Source organism: Pseudonocardia sulfidoxydans NBRC 16205, assembly GCF_007989085.1.
GTDB classification, from domain to species: Bacteria; Actinomycetota; Actinomycetes; order Mycobacteriales; family Pseudonocardiaceae; genus Pseudonocardia; species Pseudonocardia sulfidoxydans.
In genome coordinates, this window is sequence record NZ_BJVJ01000061.1 from 1 (window position 1) to 13,473 (window position 13,473).

A 13,473-nucleotide genomic window follows, 5' to 3' on the forward strand; every position below is an offset into this window, starting at 1 on the left:
GACCCGGTGTTCCGGGAGCGTGCCGTCGAGATCAAGGAGCAGCGCTCCGACCTCGTGAAGCACCACCTCTGGGTGCTGTGGACCGACTACTTCAAGCCCCCGCACTTCGAGAAGTACCCCGAGCTCCACGAGCTGTTCAACAAGGCCACCAAGAAGGCCGGTGGCGGCCCCGGCGGCACCAAGTCCTCGGTCGACCCCAAGGACGGCCAGGAGCTGCTCGACTACATCGCCCAGATCGACAAGATCTTCTGGGAGACCAAGCAGGCTGCCTGATCCAGGTGCATCACGAACGGCGCCGATCCGCACTCGCGGGTCGGCGCCGTTCGTCGTTCCTGGTCGCCCCCGCGCCCGCCCGGCGTCGAGACCGACGTCAGTGCTGTTTCTCGCTCCGGGAACAGCACTGACGTCGGTCTCGGCGCATCACATCTCGGGCGGGAGGCCCGGGCGTGGGGGCGGCGGGCGCAGCGGTGGCGACAGGGGCGGGCGCTCCCGGCCGGGGAGGTCCGGTTCGTCCGGCGGGATCCGGGGCATCGGGCGGGGCGGGGTCGAGGAGCGTTGGGACAGCAGCTGTCGCAGGAGCTCGTTCGTCTCCAGCGACGCGTAGTAGGCCGCCAGTGACGCCTGGCCCGCGGCGTCGTCGTCGGCGATATGGGTCTCCGCCAGCTCCGCGTGCCGCCGCGCACGGTCCTCGTTCTCCATCGCCGCAGTGTCAGCCGCAGTGTCGGCACCGGCAACGCGGAGTGCGTCGTCAGCGGCCCATGATCCGGTCGGCGAGGCGGGTCGCGGCGGTCCGGTCGAAGTCGCCGCTGATCTGGACGGCTCCGCCCGTGATGGGCGCCTGGATGATCGGGGCCGACACGAGATCGCCGTCGACGACGATCGCGAGCTGTTTGCCGACGTTGCGTCCACTGAGGTCGGCGAACGCTGTCGCGCCGGCCGGGGTCAGGCCTACCTGGACGGCCCAGGTGCCGGACTCGTTCGTCGCCTCCGCCGACGCGACGTGGCTCCCGTCGAGCTCTGCGGGGCCGAGCACGTAGATGACGCCGTCCGCCCCACGCAGCTGCAGCCCGCCCTGTCCGACGTCACCGGTCGCCAGCACCGGGCGGAACTCGATGCGCGCCGGCGCGGCGGAGCCCTCGACCGCCGCGCTGCACGCCGCGAGCAGCAGCAACGCGACCAGTCCGGCGACGACCAGGCGAGCGGCGGCGATCATGAACCGGAGCGTAGGGGGTGCGCGCACCCTGAGAGGATCAGCAGGTGAGTCGCTGGTCCGAGCTGCGCGCCGAGACGGTCCTGTGGGAGGACGAGTCGTGCCTCGTCGTCGACAAACCAGCGGGGTTGTCGGTGATGGGCGAGCGCCACGACACCGACCTGGTGACCATCGCCGCCGACGGTGGCGAGGACCTGCGCTGGGTCAACCGGATCGACAAGGTCACCTCGGGCGCGGTGCTGCTGGCCAAGACCACGCAAGCGCACGGCGCGTTGACGCGGCAGTTCCAGCAGCGGACCGTCGCGAAGACGTACCTGGCAGTCTGCCGGCCCGGCGGGTTCCCGGCGTCGGCGACCGTCGAGCTGCCGTTGATGACGGCGGGCAGCGGGAAGATCCGGGTCGCCGCGGACCGTGACCACATCCGGTTCGAGGATGGTCGCTGGTTCATCCGCCGGGAGGACGAGCACTCCCGCAAGAGCTTCGCGTCTCGGACGGAGTGCACGTCGCTGTTCGACGACGGCGAGTCCGTGGTGGTGCGCGCCCACCCGGTGACGGGCCGACGACACCAGATCCGGGTGCACCTGGCGTGGGTGGGGCACGCGATCGTCGGCGATCCGCTGTTCATGCGGAAGACCGATCCGCCGCAGCCGCGGACGTACCTGCACTCGTTCCGCGTCGGCTTCCGGTCCCCTGCCGGTGAGGACGTCACCGTCGAAGCGGTGCCGCCCGCCGACTTCTGGGCACCCGTCCCCACCGCTGCCGGCGCCGATCTCGTGGATGTCGCGCGCGGTCGGTAGCTGACCCGGGCGGCTGCCCGACCTGGACCATCTCCCCTGCCAGGTCCTCACGCCGTGCCCGCGCTCGACCGCTTCCGTTCCCCAGCGCGTGCGTCGAGCTCCTGTGGGTCGACGACGGGGCTGGGCTCCCCCGATGGCGCCGGGACGGGTTCGGCGTCGTCGCACGCGGCGGCCTGCCCGCAGGCGACTTCACCGACCACACTGTGCCGGTCGACCCCTCGCTGGGGCTGCTCACGGCCTCGTCGAGCAGCCTGGCCCTCCCGTTGGTCACCGACGATCCCGACGCGCTGCGACCCGAGAACCGCGCCCCGGGGCGTGCACCGCGCCTCCGACGGAGCTCGCGACGCCGTGCCGTGCAGGTCAGCAGCCGGCGGCGCCGATGCTCGTCGTCCACAGCGTGCCCTTGTGGACGTGTGGGCGCCCGACCTGACCCTCCGACCGGTCGGGGATACGACGTGCCGCGCATCGGCCCTACGGTGGCAGGATGGCCTCCTGGGACGAGTTCGCCGCCGTCGCGCCCCGCATCGCCGAGGTGTTCGCCCGCCGCCACGCCGCGACCGGCGAGCTGTGCATGCTCGCCACGCTGCGCGCCGACGGCTTCCCCCGGATCAGCCCGATGGAGCCGCGCTTCTTCGAGGGCGAGCTGTGGATCGGCGGGATGCCGGGGACCGCGAAGTTCCGCGACCTGCTCGCCGATCCGCGGTTCTCGCTGCACACAGCGACCGTCGACACCCACGTGAGCGAGGGCGACGCGAAGGTCTGGGGCACCGTGGAGGACGTCCAGGACCCCGCCCTGCACCAGCGCTTCGCCGAGGACCTGTACGCGCGCATCGGTTTCGACCTGCGCGGCCGGACGTTCGACCACTTCTTCCGGGCCGACATCGTCGGCGCCGCATCGGTGTGGGTGGGCGACAACCACCTCGACGTGACGACCTGGAAGGCGGGCGGCGAGGAGAGGGTCGTCCGCAAGCACTGAGCACCCACCATGATCGGCGTTCATGGCGCTGGAGCGACGCCTGCGTCGCCGAAGCACCACCAACGGCGATCACCACCGGGGCCCCTGGCCCGACGCCACACCAGCGGCAGGAGCCACCGCGGCCGACCACCGCCCGCCCCCGCCACCGCGCCGTGATCGGAGTTCCCGGCCCTGGAGCGACGCCTCCGTCGCCCAGCCGCCACGTACAGCGATCACTCGGGGCCCGGGGGGGCGCGGAACCGGGGACCTTGCTGTTCCGGCACGACGACTTGCCGGTCGGGGGCCAGCCGGGACAGGGTCGGGAGCGTGAACGAGACGCACGCCGACCATCGGGACATGCGCGAGATCCCCGATCTCGCCGACACGGTCTTCGACGAGGCCTTCTGGGACGGACGGTACCGGGCCGCGGCCGCGATCTGGAGCGGTGAGCCCAACCAGCAGTTGGTCGACGAGGTGAGCGACCTCGCCCCGGGGTCTGCGATCGACGTCGGCTGCGGCGAGGGCGCGGACGTCGCCTGGTTGGTGTCCCGCGGCTGGACCGTGACGGGCGTCGAGATCTCGCAGGTGGCACTGGACCGGGCGGCCGAGCACACGCGCGGGGCCGATCGCACGACCTGGCTGCACCTCGACGCGACCCAGGAGCCGATCCCAGGGACCTACGACCTGGTCAGCGCCCACTTCGTGAATCTTCGTCCGGGGATGCGCGACGACCTGCACCGCAAGCTGGCGGCGGCGACGGCGCCGGGCGGGACGTTGCTCGTGGTCGCGCACCATCCCGACGACCTGGCCGCGGGCGTGCCGCGTCCGCCGATCCCGGAGCTGTTCTTCACCGCCGACGACGTGGCGGCGGTGCTGGACCCCGCGGAGTGGAGCGTTGTCACGAAGGAGGCGCGGACGCGGCCGTCGACCGACGGTGGGGGTCGCGAGTGGACGATCACCGACACCGTGCTGCGCGCGCGTCGGCGGACCTGACGGCGGGCGTTCGGAGCCCATAGGCTGCCGCCGTGACCTCGAGCACCGGCCGGATCTATCTGCTGCGCCACGGCGAGACGGAGTGGTCGCAGTCGGGTAGGCACACGGGCCGCACCGACATCGAGCTGACCGAGCGCGGCCGTGAACGTGCGGTGGCGACGGGGGCGCTGCTGCCCCGGCTGCGCGGTACGACCGATCCGCCGGCGCTGGTGGTCGCGAGCCCGCGCGTCCGGGCGCGGGTGACGGCCGAGTTGGCGGGCCTGCACGTCGACCGCACCGATGACCGGCTGGCCGAGTGGGACTACGGCGACTACGAGGGTGTGACGACGCCGGAGATCCGGGAGACGGTGCCGGGGTGGACGGTGTGGACGCACCCGACGCCGGGTGGGGAGACGGCCGAGCAGGTCACGGCCCGGGCGGACGCGATGCTCGGCGAGGCGGAGAAGCACCTGGAGCAGGGCGACGTCGTGCTGGTGGGGCACGGCCAGTTCAGCCGTGTCCTGATGGCGCGCTGGATCGGCCTGTCGGCGGCGGGTGGGCAGCACATCGCGATGGACCCGGCGGCGTGGGCGGTGCTGGGTTTCGAGCGTGAGGCGCACCAGCTGGCGGCCACGAACGTCACTCCCGCACTGGCGGGGTGAGCTCGGAGGTCAGTGGACCTGGACCTCGTCGCCGACCTGCAGCGTCCGGTAGTAGCGCTGCGCGTCGGCGTCGGTGAGGTGGACGCACCCGGCGGAGTAGCGCTGCAGGCTGCCCTCGTGGAAGGCGACGCCGCCGTCGGCGAAGAACACCGACCACGGCATGGGCTGGTTCTCGGTGTTGACGTGGTGCGGGTCCTTCCATTGCACGTGGAAGGTGCCGACGGGCGTGGGCTGGTCGGGGGCGCCGGGCATCATCGGGACGGGTCCACCGTCGACCTTGCCGTCGGTGATGAGCCACGCCTGACGGCTCGCGAGGTCCACGCAGGCTTTCGCGGTGACGGTGCAGGGGGTGCCCTCGACGAGTGACGTCGTGCCACCGGCGGGCTGGGTGCTGCCGCCCGCCGCGGCGGGTGCGGCCTGGGCGACGGGCGCGATGAGCATCGAGCCGAGCCCGACGGCGTCGACCGTCACGGCGGTGAGCCGCCGACGCGATCGCAGCGCGCTGACCTTCGAGTGTCGTCCCACGGTTCCCCTTCCGACCTGTCCCTGTGGTGAGACGGCTGGGACGCACGAAGGTTGCGCCGTCCGGCGTACAGGTTTGCGCCGTCCCGCTCCCAGGTGATCGTGTCGGGGGCCGCGGCTACGGTCTGCTGGTGACGACATCCGGTTCCGTGCGCCCGATCGAGCAGGACGACGTCGAGACGGTCGTGGCGCTGGTCCACGAGCTGGCCGACTACGAGCGCGAGCCGGAGTCGTGCCGTCTGACGGCCGCGCAGTTGCGTGCGGCGCTGTTCGGGCCTGCGCCCGCGTTGTTCGGGCACGTGGCGGTGGTCGGCGGGCAGGTCGTGGGTTGTGCGCTGTGGTTCCTGAACTTCTCGACGTGGGAGGGCGTGCACGGCATCCATCTCGAGGATCTGTACGTGCGGCCCGCATTCCGCGGCGGCGGGCTGGGGTTGCGGCTGCTGGCGGCGCTGGCGGCGGAGTGCACGCGGCGTGGGTTCGCCCGGCTGGAGTGGTCGGTGCTGGACTGGAACACGCCGTCGATCGAGTTCTACCGGGCGCTGGGTGCGGTCGGTATGGACGAGTGGACGAACTTCCGGCTGGACGGCGAGGCGCTCAGCGCGTTGAGCGGTCGTGCAGGTCGAGCGCCCACATCCGGGAGCGCTCGCTGATCAGGAGCAGGAACGTCGCGATCACGACGACGCCGACGACGATGCCCCACACGATCTGCTTGGACGGGCCGAGCAGGGAGTAGACGACCGGCAGCAGCAGGAGTTCGACGACGATGGCGGGGCTGCGCGCCCAGCGCCTGCCGCGCAGCAGCCCGATGCCGGTGGCGACGCATGCCGCACCGATGACGACGAAGTAGCCCGTCTCGCCGAGGACGTACCGGATGCCGACGTCGGCGCCCAGGCCCCGGACGAGCAGGACGACGCCGAACACGATGCCGACGAGGCCCTGCAGCGCGACGACCGCACCGGCGACGCGGACCTGCGGCGGGGTGTCCGGCAGGGGGCGCGCTGTGGGCTCGGGCTCGCTCGTCACGTCCGCAGGATAGGCCCGACTACCCTCGGGCTCGTGCGCGCGCTGCTCGTGGTCAATCCCCAGGCCACGTCGACCACTCCGGCCGGACGTGACGTGCTGGCGCACGCGCTGGCGAGCGAGCTGAAGCTCGACGTGCTGCTCACGGACTACCGGGGGCACGCGGCGGAGGTGACGGCGCAGGCGGTGGCGGACGGTATCGAGCTGGTCGTCGCTCTGGGTGGCGACGGGACGGTCAACGAGGTCGTCAACGGGATGTTGGCGCGGGGGGTGCCGTCGGATCCGGAGTCTGCTCCGGCGCTCGCGGTGGTGCCGGGCGGCTCGGCCAACGTGTTCGCCCGCGCGCTGGGCATGCCGCGCGACCCGATGGAGGCCACCGGCACGATCCTCAACGCGCTGGAGGAACAGCGCAGCAGGCTCGTGGGGCTGGGCCGCACCTCCGACCGCTTCTTCACGTTCAACGCGGGTCTGGGGCTCGATGCGGAGGTCGTGGCGGCCGTGGAGCGGGCGCGGGCGCAGGGGTTGGAGGCGACGCCGATGCGTTACGCGCGTACGGCGTTGCGGGAGTACTGGAACGAGCGGCGGCGGCCGCCGTCGATGACGGTGGAGATTCCGGGGGCGGCGCCTCTGGAGGGGGTGCGGCTGGCGTTCGTCAGCAACACCGACCCGTGGACGTATCTGGACGGGCGGGCGGTGCGGCTCAACCCGGGTGCCTCGTTCACCGACGGGCTGGCGCTGTTCGCGCTGAGGGACCTCGGGCTGCCGACCATCACGGGTGTGCTGCGGCAGGCGTTGCGCCCCGACGGCGATCCGCGCGGCCGGCACGTGTCGCGTCAGGACGCCGTGGCCTGGGTGAAGGTGCAGTCCGACAGGCCGTTGGCCCTGCAGATCGACGGGGACCACATCGGCGCGCGTACGGAGATGGAGTTCCGCGCGGTGCCGCGGGCGTTGCGCGTCGTCGTGTGAGAGGGGCTGCTCGTCGTAGCCGAACGGCGAGGTCACTCGACGGAGTGACGCGGGTGGTCCACTCACCGCTCGCGGTGGACCGTCGAGCCGCAAGGGTCTCGCACCTGGGGAAACAGTCCTCCAATCTAGATGAGCACCACGGCACCACCGCGGGAACCCCCCGCACCTTTGGTTCGTTGCAGACCGGGCACCCGGAAAGCAGCGAACCGGGAATGGGTTTGTCGCTCTTCGTGACGGGAACACTCGCCGGTAACCAAATCCGGTGGACCTCGTTGGGATGAGTGGGTGAGGATGCTCACCCGGGCGGACCTGGGCCCTTGAAGACCCGCCGTGCTCGTGAAATCATTCACAAGCACGGAAACACCGTGACAGAGCAGACGATCGGCGCGACCCCGATCGCGCAATACCGAGGAGCTAGCGAAATGGACTGGCGTCACCACGCCGTTTGCCGCGACGAGGACCCGGAGCTTTTCTTCCCGGTCGGCACCAGCGGCCCGGCGTTGCTTCAGATCGCCGAGGCGAAGACGGTCTGCCGTCGCTGCCCCGCCGTCACCGAGTGCCTCGCGTGGGCGCTGGAGAGCGGGCAGGACGCGGGCGTCTGGGGCGGCATGAGCGAGGACGAGCGTCGTGCGCTGAAGCGCCGCAACGCTCGTACGCGCGCTCGCACCGCCTGACTTCCGCTTCCACGCCTCCGACCGCTTTACAGCTGCGACGCCTACGCAGCCTGGCGGAGCAGGAGTCGCAGAGCAGAACAGAGAAGTACAGAGGCTCCCTGACCGCGGGCCCGAATGCCGGACGCCACCGGCTTCGGGCCCGCGGTGCGTTCACCGGGCGCTCACCTCGCGGGAGCGCTCCAGGTGCGGGGCGATCCCGGGCCACGGAACCAGCGCGACCACGGCACCGGTACCTGGGATCACGGTGTCAGGCTATCTCCCCACCAGAGGGAGCTCGAGAACGGCCTCGGTACCGCCCCCCGCACGGGGTCTGAGCTGCAACGACGAGTCAAGTTCCGAGTGCAGCAGCGTCCGCACGATCTGCAGGCCCAACCCGTTGGCCTGCTCCGGGTCGAAGTCCTCCGGCAGGCCCCGGCCGTCGTCGGCGATGACCACGACGATCTTCCCGGCCGACCGCGACGCCGACACGACGACCTCGCCGGCCTGACCGGCGTCGAAGGCGTGCCGCAGCGCGTTGTGCACCAGCTCGGTGACGACGAGGACGAGCGGTGTCGCCATCGCGGCGGGGTGCGTTCCGAAGCTGCCGTCGCGACGGACCTTGGCGCGCACTTCGGCCGTCGCCCCGTCACCGATCGCGGGTAGCACCGTGTCGATCAGGTCGTCGATGTCGACCTGCTCGGCCACCGAGTAGGCCAGCGCCTCGTGCACGAGCGCGATCGAGCTGACCCGCCGCACGCTCTCCGACAGGGCCTGCTTGGCCTCCGGGATCGACGTGCGCCGCGCCTGCAGGCGCAGCAGCGCCGCGACCGTCTGCAGGTTGTTCTTGACGCGGTGGTGGATCTCCCTGATCGTCGCGTCCTTGCTGAGCAGCGCGAGGTCACGACGGCGCAGGTCGGTGACGTCGCGGACCAGCACGAGCGCGCCCGCCGCGTCGCCCCGGGGGCGCAACGGCAACGCGCGCACCAGCATCACGGCTCCGCGGGCCCGGATCTCCAGGCGCAGCGACGAGCGGCCGGCGAGCGCGGACTCGATGCGCGCCACCACCTCTGCGGCGTCGAACGGGTCGCGCACGAGCTTGCGGGTGGCCTCGGCGAGCGGCAGCCCGATGAGGTCGCTGGCGTGGCCCATCCGGTGGTAGGCCGAGAGCGCGTTGGGGCTGGCGTAGGCGACCAGGCCGCGGGAGTCGAGCCGGATCAGGCCGTCGCCCGCGCGCGGGCTGGTGTCGGCACCGGCGACGCTCGCGGCGGGCGGGAACGTGCCGTCGGCGATCATCTGGCACAGGTCCGACGCGCTGCCCAGGTAGGCGATCTCCAGCGGGCTGGGCACGCGCGGCATCGCGAGGTTGGTGTCGCGCGAGAGCACGGCGAGGACCCGGCCGTTGTGCCGGACGGGGATGGTCTCGCGCCGGACCGGCACCTCCAGGTGCCAGCGCGGGTCCTCCTCGCGGCAGATGCGGCCCTCGATGACCGCTCGGCGCAGCTGCGGGTTGTCGCCCGCCGAGACCCGCGCGGCGACGATGTCCTGCGGGTGCGCGGTCGGCGCGGTGTCGGGGCGGGCCTGCGCGACGCACAGGAACTCCGTGGCGCCACCGGCGAGCGCGTGGTCGGCGTCGGGCAGCGGGATCCAGAGCAGGAAGTCGGCGAACGACATGTCGGCCAGCAACTGCCACTCGGCGACGACGCGCTGCAGGTGATCGACGGCCTCGCCGGGCAGCTGTGTGTGGGCCGCGAGCAGCTCACTCAGCGTCGACACCCGCCACCGTTCCCTCCTGCGTCCGTCGGTGGGGCCTTCCGCCCCACCCGGGAAGCGTCCATCCAACCACGTGGGAGACTGGACCCATTCCACGACGAGTTGCTGTGAGGAGGAACCATGTCGAAGCGTGCTCGGAAGAAGCGCGACCGCAAGAAGAGCGGTGCGAACCACGGCAAGCGTCCCAACACCTGAGGTGACGCCCCACGAACGACGGGAGCCGGCCCCCTGGTCAGGGGGCCGGCTCCCGTCGTGTCGGGGTGGTTCAGCCGAGGCGCTCGATGCGCGTCGTGCGGACCTCGACGGTCGTACCGTCCGGGCCCCGCTCCAAGGTGACCTCGGCCTGCTCCAGCACCGCGTGGCGGATCTGGTGGCGCAGCCGGTCGCGCAGCCCGTCGGGGGCGTGCTCGCCGCCGCACTTGCTGGCCAGCAACGCCTTCAGCTTCTCGTCGATCCCGTACTCGGCGAGGCAGGGTGCGCACTCGTCGAGGTGGCGCGACAGCAGCGCGCGGCGCTGCTGGTCGCACTCCTGGTCGAGGAACAGCCAGACCTCGGCGAGTACCTCGGAGCAGTCGGTCTCGTGGGATCCGCCACAGTTGCTCATCGGCTGGCCTCCTGCTGCTCGCCGCGGATGAACCCACGCTCGCGCGCCGTGCCGGTCAGCATGTCACGCAGCTGACGGCGACCACGGTGCAGCCGCGACATGACCGTGCCGATCGGAGTGCCCATGATCTCGGCGATCTCCTTGTAGGCGAAGCCCTCGACGTCGGCCAGGTAGACGGCCATCCGGAAGTCCTCGGGCAGCGCCTGCAGCGCGGCCTTCACGTCGTCGTCGGGGAGGTTGTCCATCGCCTCGACCTCGGCCGACCGCAGTCCCGTCGAGCTGTGCTCACCGGCCTGGGCGAGCTGCCAGTCGGTGATCTCGTCGGTCGGTGACTGCAACGGCTGACGCTGCCTCTTGCGGTAGCCGTTGATGTAGGTGTTGGTGAGGATCCGGTACAGCCACGCCTTGAGGTTCGTGCCCGCACGGAACGTGTGGAACGCCGAGTACGCCTTGAGGAACGTCTCCTGGACGAGGTCCTCGGCGTCGGCGGGGTTGCGCGTCATCCGCAGTGCGGCGCCGTAGAGCTGGTCGAGCAGCGGCATCGCGTCGCGCTCGAAGCGGGCGGCACGCTGGTCGGCGGTCTCTTCCGCACGCACGTCGGTGGCCGGGTCGTCGGCCTCCCGCTCGGCGGGTGCGGTGCCGTCGGCAGCCGGTTCGGGTGACGCCGGGGTGGCGGGCACCGCGCTCCTTCCGGGCCGGGGGCTCGTCACCCCCGGGAACAGGTCGTGCCCGACCACGTCGCCTGTGGCCAGGTCTGCGGGGAAGGGTACGCCCCTCCCCCGCGCGGGCGGGTCCATCACTGCGTGCGTCACGTTCTGTCGAACGCGGCGCTCCCGTCTGGGATTCCCGTTACCGGGTCCCGCAGGGGGTGTCTGATGGGTCACCGGCGATGGGATCGGTGGTCCGGGCGGTTCCGGGCAGGGCGGAGCCGGGGCCGAACACCGGCCGTATCCGGCCCTGGCGACAACGCAGCCAGGGGCCGTCCGGGCGCCGAGACCGCGGCGAGGGGCCCATCAGACACCCCCTAGTCTCACAACGTGGCCGGGAAGGGAACGCCCGCGACGGCGCTGCTGACCAAGCAGAAGATCGCGCACATCGTGCACACGTATGTCCACGGCGACGGGCAGGCCTACGGCACCGAGGCCGCCGAGGCGATGGGCGTCGACCCCGACCGGGTGTTCAAGACGCTGGTGGCCGACGTCGACGGGGTCCTCACCGTCGGGATAGTCCCGGTCGCGGGCACCCTCGACCTCAAGGCGCTCGCGGCGGCGGTGGGCGGCAAGCGGGCGAGGATGGCCGAGGTCACCGACGCCGAGCGCGCCACCGGGTACGTGGCGGGCGGCATCTCCCCGCTCGGTCAGCGCAAGCGGCTGCGGACCGTCCTCGACGCGTCGGCGGGCAACTTCGACACCGTGTTCTGCAGCGGCGGCAGGCGCGGCCTGGAGGTCGAGCTCGCCCCGTCGGACCTGGCCGCCGCCGCGAACGCGACCGTCGCACCGATCTCGGCCCGCTGAACACCGCAGGTCAGCGGTCGTGAGTGGCGATGGTCGCCCTGGCGACCATCGCCGCTCACAGGTCAGGTGAGCGTGCAGGCCGTGCCGTAGGCGCACACCTCGGTCCAGGTGTCGCCCATCTCCGTGGTGTCGAACCGCATGGCGACGACGGCGTTGGCGCCCACCGCCTCCGCCGCGGCGGTGAGCCGGGAGATGGCCTCCTGACGGCTCTCCTCCAGGTTCTTGGTCATCCCCTTGAGCTCGCCGCCGGCCAGTGACTTGAGGGCCGCGCCGATCTGCGACCCGACGTGGCGTGACCTGACGGTCAGCCCGAACACCTCGCCGTGCACCTGCCGGACCGTGCGGCCCGGGACGTCGTTCATCGTCGTGATCAGCATGGCTCCCCCTCGCGTCGTCGCGAACGGGACGAACCTAGCGCCGCAGCCGTGCCTCCAACCAGGACTGGACGGCCTCCCGCAGCCCGTTGACGTCGGACTTCAGCGAGTGGTCACCCCTGATGACGACGACCTCGCGTCCCGGGGCGGGGCCCGGGCGGCCGAAAGGGTCACGTTCGCCCTGCACGACGAGCACGGGGACGGTGACGGCGTCGATCTCGGGGGCGCGGGTCTTCTCCGGCTTGCCGGGCGGGTGCTCGGGGAAGGCCAGACAGAGGACGCCGTCGGCACCGGTGGCGGCAGCGGTGCGGCAGGCGACGCGGGCGCCGGAGCTGCGCCCGCCCACCAGGAACGGGCGGTCGTCCCAGAGTGTTCGGACGTCGGCGCAGACGGCGGTCCAGGCGGCGTCGAGCTGGGTGGCGGGGGCGGGCGCGCGGCGCCCGGCGACCCGGTAGGGCTGTTCGACCAGCCCGACGTGCAGCCCCACGGCCCCGGCGACCCCGGCGGCGGCGACGATGTCGGGCGCGGACACCCCACCCCCGGCGCCGTGCCCGATGAGCAGCACGCCGCGTCCGTCGCCGGGCAGGAGGTGGACGCGGGCCGGGCCGTGCGGGGTGTCGACCTCTCGTGTCCGGGTCACTCGGGGCCCGAGTTCAGCAGGTCGAGCTGCAGCGCCTCGTCGACGTCCTCGGGGCGCAGCGGCTCCAGCAGCTCGGGGCCGTTGTTGCGCACGTTGTTCACCCGGTTCGAGACGGGCCGCAGCTCCATCCGGTCGACCAGCGCGGCCGACGGCGGGGCCAGCAGGCGCGCCACCGACGCGTCCTTCGCGTCGGCGTCGGGGTTCAGCCAGGCGTCCCAGTCGGCCGGGTCGAGCACCAGCGGCATCCGGTCGTGGATGTCGGCGAGCGGGCCGACGGCCTCCGTCGTGAGGACGGCGACGGTGACCAGGCCGTCGGGGTACTCCTCCGACAGCGCGGCGTCCTTGGGCTTCCAGTACTCCCAGATGCCGGCCATCGCGATCGAGGAGCCGTCACCGTAGGTGGTGAAGTAGGGCTGCTTGGTCTTGCCGGTGTCGGTGTCGCGGCGCTGCCACTCGTACCAGCCGTCGGCGGGCAGGATGCAGCGTCGCGACGCCAGTGCCCGCCGGAACGCGGGTTTGTCGGCCGCGGTCTCGGAGCGGGCGTTGATCATCCGGGCGCCGCCGGACGGGTCCTTGGACCACGACGGCACGAGGCCCCACTTCACGCGGCGCAGCGTCCGCTGGGTCTCGTCGCGGATCGGCTCGCCGTCGTCGTCGCGCGGGTGCCGTTCGACGACCGTCGTGACCTGTTTGGTGGGGGCGACGTTGAAGTCGGGCGTGCCGTCGTCCTCGGTGGCGTCGACGGCCTTGAACTCGTCGGCGAGGTCGGCGGGGGCCTTCGTGGAGGAGTAGCGGCCGCACATGCCTCCATGGT

20 protein-coding genes are annotated in these 13,473 nt (G+C 72.1%); 10 read left to right on the forward strand and 10 right to left on the reverse strand.

What is annotated here, in order from left to right; genetic code table 11:
- A partial coding sequence (sodN, locus tag PSU4_RS23160) for a superoxide dismutase, Ni (protein ID WP_147112332.1) occupies positions 1-273 on the forward strand: 273 nt, incomplete at its 5' end.
- Between the two features lie 147 nt (positions 274-420).
- On the opposite strand, the gene PSU4_RS23165 is transcribed toward sodN, so the two are convergent.
- Positions 421-699 (reverse strand): hypothetical protein, encoded by a 279-nt coding sequence (locus PSU4_RS23165; protein ID WP_147112335.1) that lies wholly within the window; start codon positions 697-699, stop codon positions 421-423.
- A 49-nt stretch (positions 700-748) separates the two neighbouring features.
- Positions 749-1,213: a SecDF P1 head subdomain-containing protein gene (locus PSU4_RS23170; protein WP_147112338.1), complete on the reverse strand. Its 465-nt coding sequence runs from the start codon at positions 1,211-1,213 to the stop codon at positions 749-751.
- 44 nt (positions 1,214-1,257) lie between these two features.
- Between PSU4_RS23170 and PSU4_RS23175 the strand changes: the two genes are divergently transcribed.
- The 4 genes from PSU4_RS23175 (at position 1,258) to PSU4_RS23190 (ending at position 4,596) form a co-directional block, all read left to right on the forward strand.
- Positions 1,258-2,007: an RluA family pseudouridine synthase gene (locus PSU4_RS23175; protein WP_147112341.1), complete on the forward strand. Its 750-nt coding sequence runs from the start codon at positions 1,258-1,260 to the stop codon at positions 2,005-2,007.
- A gap of 484 nt (positions 2,008-2,491) precedes the next feature.
- Positions 2,492-2,983: a pyridoxamine 5'-phosphate oxidase family protein gene (locus PSU4_RS23180; protein WP_147112343.1), complete on the forward strand. Its 492-nt coding sequence runs from the start codon at positions 2,492-2,494 to the stop codon at positions 2,981-2,983.
- Between the two features lie 306 nt (positions 2,984-3,289).
- Positions 3,290-3,955 (forward strand): SAM-dependent methyltransferase, encoded by a 666-nt coding sequence (locus PSU4_RS23185; RefSeq protein ID WP_222596371.1) that lies wholly within the window; start codon positions 3,290-3,292, stop codon positions 3,953-3,955.
- A gap of 32 nt (positions 3,956-3,987) precedes the next feature.
- On the forward strand, positions 3,988-4,596 hold the full coding sequence (locus PSU4_RS23190; RefSeq protein WP_147112347.1) for an acid phosphatase: 609 nt from the start codon (positions 3,988-3,990) through the stop codon (positions 4,594-4,596).
- A 9-nt stretch (positions 4,597-4,605) separates the two neighbouring features.
- On the opposite strand, the gene PSU4_RS23195 is transcribed toward PSU4_RS23190, so the two are convergent.
- Complete coding sequence (locus tag PSU4_RS23195; protein ID WP_246115292.1) at positions 4,606-5,121, reverse strand: L,D-transpeptidase; 516 nt, start codon at positions 5,119-5,121, stop codon at positions 4,606-4,608.
- A 128-nt stretch (positions 5,122-5,249) separates the two neighbouring features.
- Here PSU4_RS23195 and PSU4_RS23200 point away from each other — a divergent pair, with 128 nt between their 5' ends.
- The gene (locus PSU4_RS23200; RefSeq protein ID WP_246115293.1) at positions 5,250-5,768 is read left to right on the forward strand and encodes a GNAT family N-acetyltransferase; all 519 of its coding nucleotides are present in this window, start codon (positions 5,250-5,252) and stop codon (positions 5,766-5,768) included.
- Here the strand turns inward: PSU4_RS23200 and PSU4_RS23205 are convergent.
- The gene (locus PSU4_RS23205; protein WP_147112350.1) at positions 5,713-6,141 is read right to left on the reverse strand and encodes a hypothetical protein; all 429 of its coding nucleotides are present in this window, start codon (positions 6,139-6,141) and stop codon (positions 5,713-5,715) included. The two genes, PSU4_RS23200 and PSU4_RS23205, sit on opposite strands and share 56 nt — an antisense overlap.
- A 33-nt stretch (positions 6,142-6,174) precedes the next feature.
- Here PSU4_RS23205 and PSU4_RS23210 point away from each other — a divergent pair, with 33 nt between their 5' ends.
- A complete protein-coding gene (locus PSU4_RS23210; RefSeq protein WP_147112353.1) occupies positions 6,175-7,104 on the forward strand; it encodes a diacylglycerol/lipid kinase family protein in 930 nt (309 codons plus the stop codon).
- A gap of 422 nt (positions 7,105-7,526) precedes the next feature.
- Positions 7,527-7,778 (forward strand): WhiB family transcriptional regulator, encoded by a 252-nt coding sequence (locus tag PSU4_RS23215; protein WP_098958691.1) that lies wholly within the window; start codon positions 7,527-7,529, stop codon positions 7,776-7,778.
- A gap of 252 nt (positions 7,779-8,030) precedes the next feature.
- On the opposite strand, the gene PSU4_RS23220 is transcribed toward PSU4_RS23215, so the two are convergent.
- On the reverse strand, positions 8,031-9,530 hold the full coding sequence (locus PSU4_RS23220) for a sensor histidine kinase (protein WP_147112356.1): 1,500 nt from the start codon (positions 9,528-9,530) through the stop codon (positions 8,031-8,033).
- A 117-nt stretch (positions 9,531-9,647) separates the two neighbouring features.
- Between PSU4_RS23220 and PSU4_RS33105 the strand changes: the two genes are divergently transcribed.
- A complete protein-coding gene (locus PSU4_RS33105; protein WP_103380071.1) occupies positions 9,648-9,722 on the forward strand; it encodes a 50S ribosomal protein bL37 in 75 nt (24 codons plus the stop codon).
- Between the two features lie 70 nt (positions 9,723-9,792).
- Here the strand turns inward: PSU4_RS33105 and rsrA are convergent, their stop codons facing one another.
- Entirely contained in the window at positions 9,793-10,131 is a 339-nt protein-coding gene (gene rsrA / locus PSU4_RS23230) for a mycothiol system anti-sigma-R factor (protein ID WP_147112358.1), read from the reverse strand.
- Positions 10,128-10,811: a sigma-70 family RNA polymerase sigma factor gene (locus tag PSU4_RS23235; RefSeq protein WP_147112361.1), complete on the reverse strand. Its 684-nt coding sequence runs from the start codon at positions 10,809-10,811 to the stop codon at positions 10,128-10,130. The genes rsrA and PSU4_RS23235 overlap by 4 nt, the downstream gene beginning before the upstream one ends.
- Positions 10,812-11,168: 357 nt before the next feature.
- Between PSU4_RS23235 and ybaK the strand changes: the two genes are divergently transcribed.
- Positions 11,169-11,645 carry a Cys-tRNA(Pro) deacylase gene (gene ybaK / locus PSU4_RS23240; RefSeq protein ID WP_147112364.1) on the forward strand — a complete coding sequence of 159 codons (477 nt, stop codon included), beginning with the start codon at positions 11,169-11,171 and terminating at the stop codon, positions 11,643-11,645.
- A 62-nt stretch (positions 11,646-11,707) separates the two neighbouring features.
- Here ybaK and PSU4_RS23245 read toward each other — a convergent pair whose 3' ends face one another.
- Genes PSU4_RS23245 through PSU4_RS23255 form a run of 3 tightly spaced genes read right to left on the reverse strand, consistent with a single transcriptional unit; the run spans position 11,708 to position 13,462 of the window.
- The gene (locus PSU4_RS23245; protein ID WP_147112367.1) at positions 11,708-12,022 is read right to left on the reverse strand and encodes a YbjQ family protein; all 315 of its coding nucleotides are present in this window, start codon (positions 12,020-12,022) and stop codon (positions 11,708-11,710) included.
- Between the two features lie 34 nt (positions 12,023-12,056).
- The gene (locus tag PSU4_RS23250) at positions 12,057-12,659 is read right to left on the reverse strand and encodes an alpha/beta hydrolase family protein (RefSeq protein WP_147112369.1); all 603 of its coding nucleotides are present in this window, start codon (positions 12,657-12,659) and stop codon (positions 12,057-12,059) included.
- Positions 12,656-13,462 (reverse strand): SOS response-associated peptidase, encoded by an 807-nt coding sequence (locus PSU4_RS23255; RefSeq protein WP_147112372.1) that lies wholly within the window; start codon positions 13,460-13,462, stop codon positions 12,656-12,658. The genes PSU4_RS23250 and PSU4_RS23255 overlap by 4 nt, the downstream gene beginning before the upstream one ends.
- Positions 13,463-13,473 lie beyond the last annotated feature (11 nt).

Bases quoted from the DNA above. Each gene is read 5' to 3' on its own strand.
- PSU4_RS23165 (WP_147112335.1), bottom strand. From the start codon at position 699: ATGGAGAACGAGGACCGTGCGCGGCGGCACGCGGAGCTGGCGGAGACC.
- PSU4_RS23170 (WP_147112338.1), bottom strand. From the start codon at position 1,213: ATGATCGCCGCCGCTCGCCTGGTCGTCGCCGGACTGGTCGCGTTGCTG.
- PSU4_RS23180 (WP_147112343.1), top strand. From the start codon at position 2,492: ATGGCCTCCTGGGACGAGTTCGCCGCCGTCGCGCCCCGCATCGCCGAG.
- PSU4_RS23215 (WP_098958691.1), top strand. From the start codon at position 7,527: ATGGACTGGCGTCACCACGCCGTTTGCCGCGACGAGGACCCGGAGCTT.
- rsrA (WP_147112358.1), bottom strand. From the start codon at position 10,131: ATGAGCAACTGTGGCGGATCCCACGAGACCGACTGCTCCGAGGTACTC.
- PSU4_RS23245 (WP_147112367.1), bottom strand. From the start codon at position 12,022: ATGCTGATCACGACGATGAACGACGTCCCGGGCCGCACGGTCCGGCAG.
- PSU4_RS23255 (WP_147112372.1), bottom strand. From the start codon at position 13,462: ATGTGCGGCCGCTACTCCTCCACGAAGGCCCCCGCCGACCTCGCCGAC.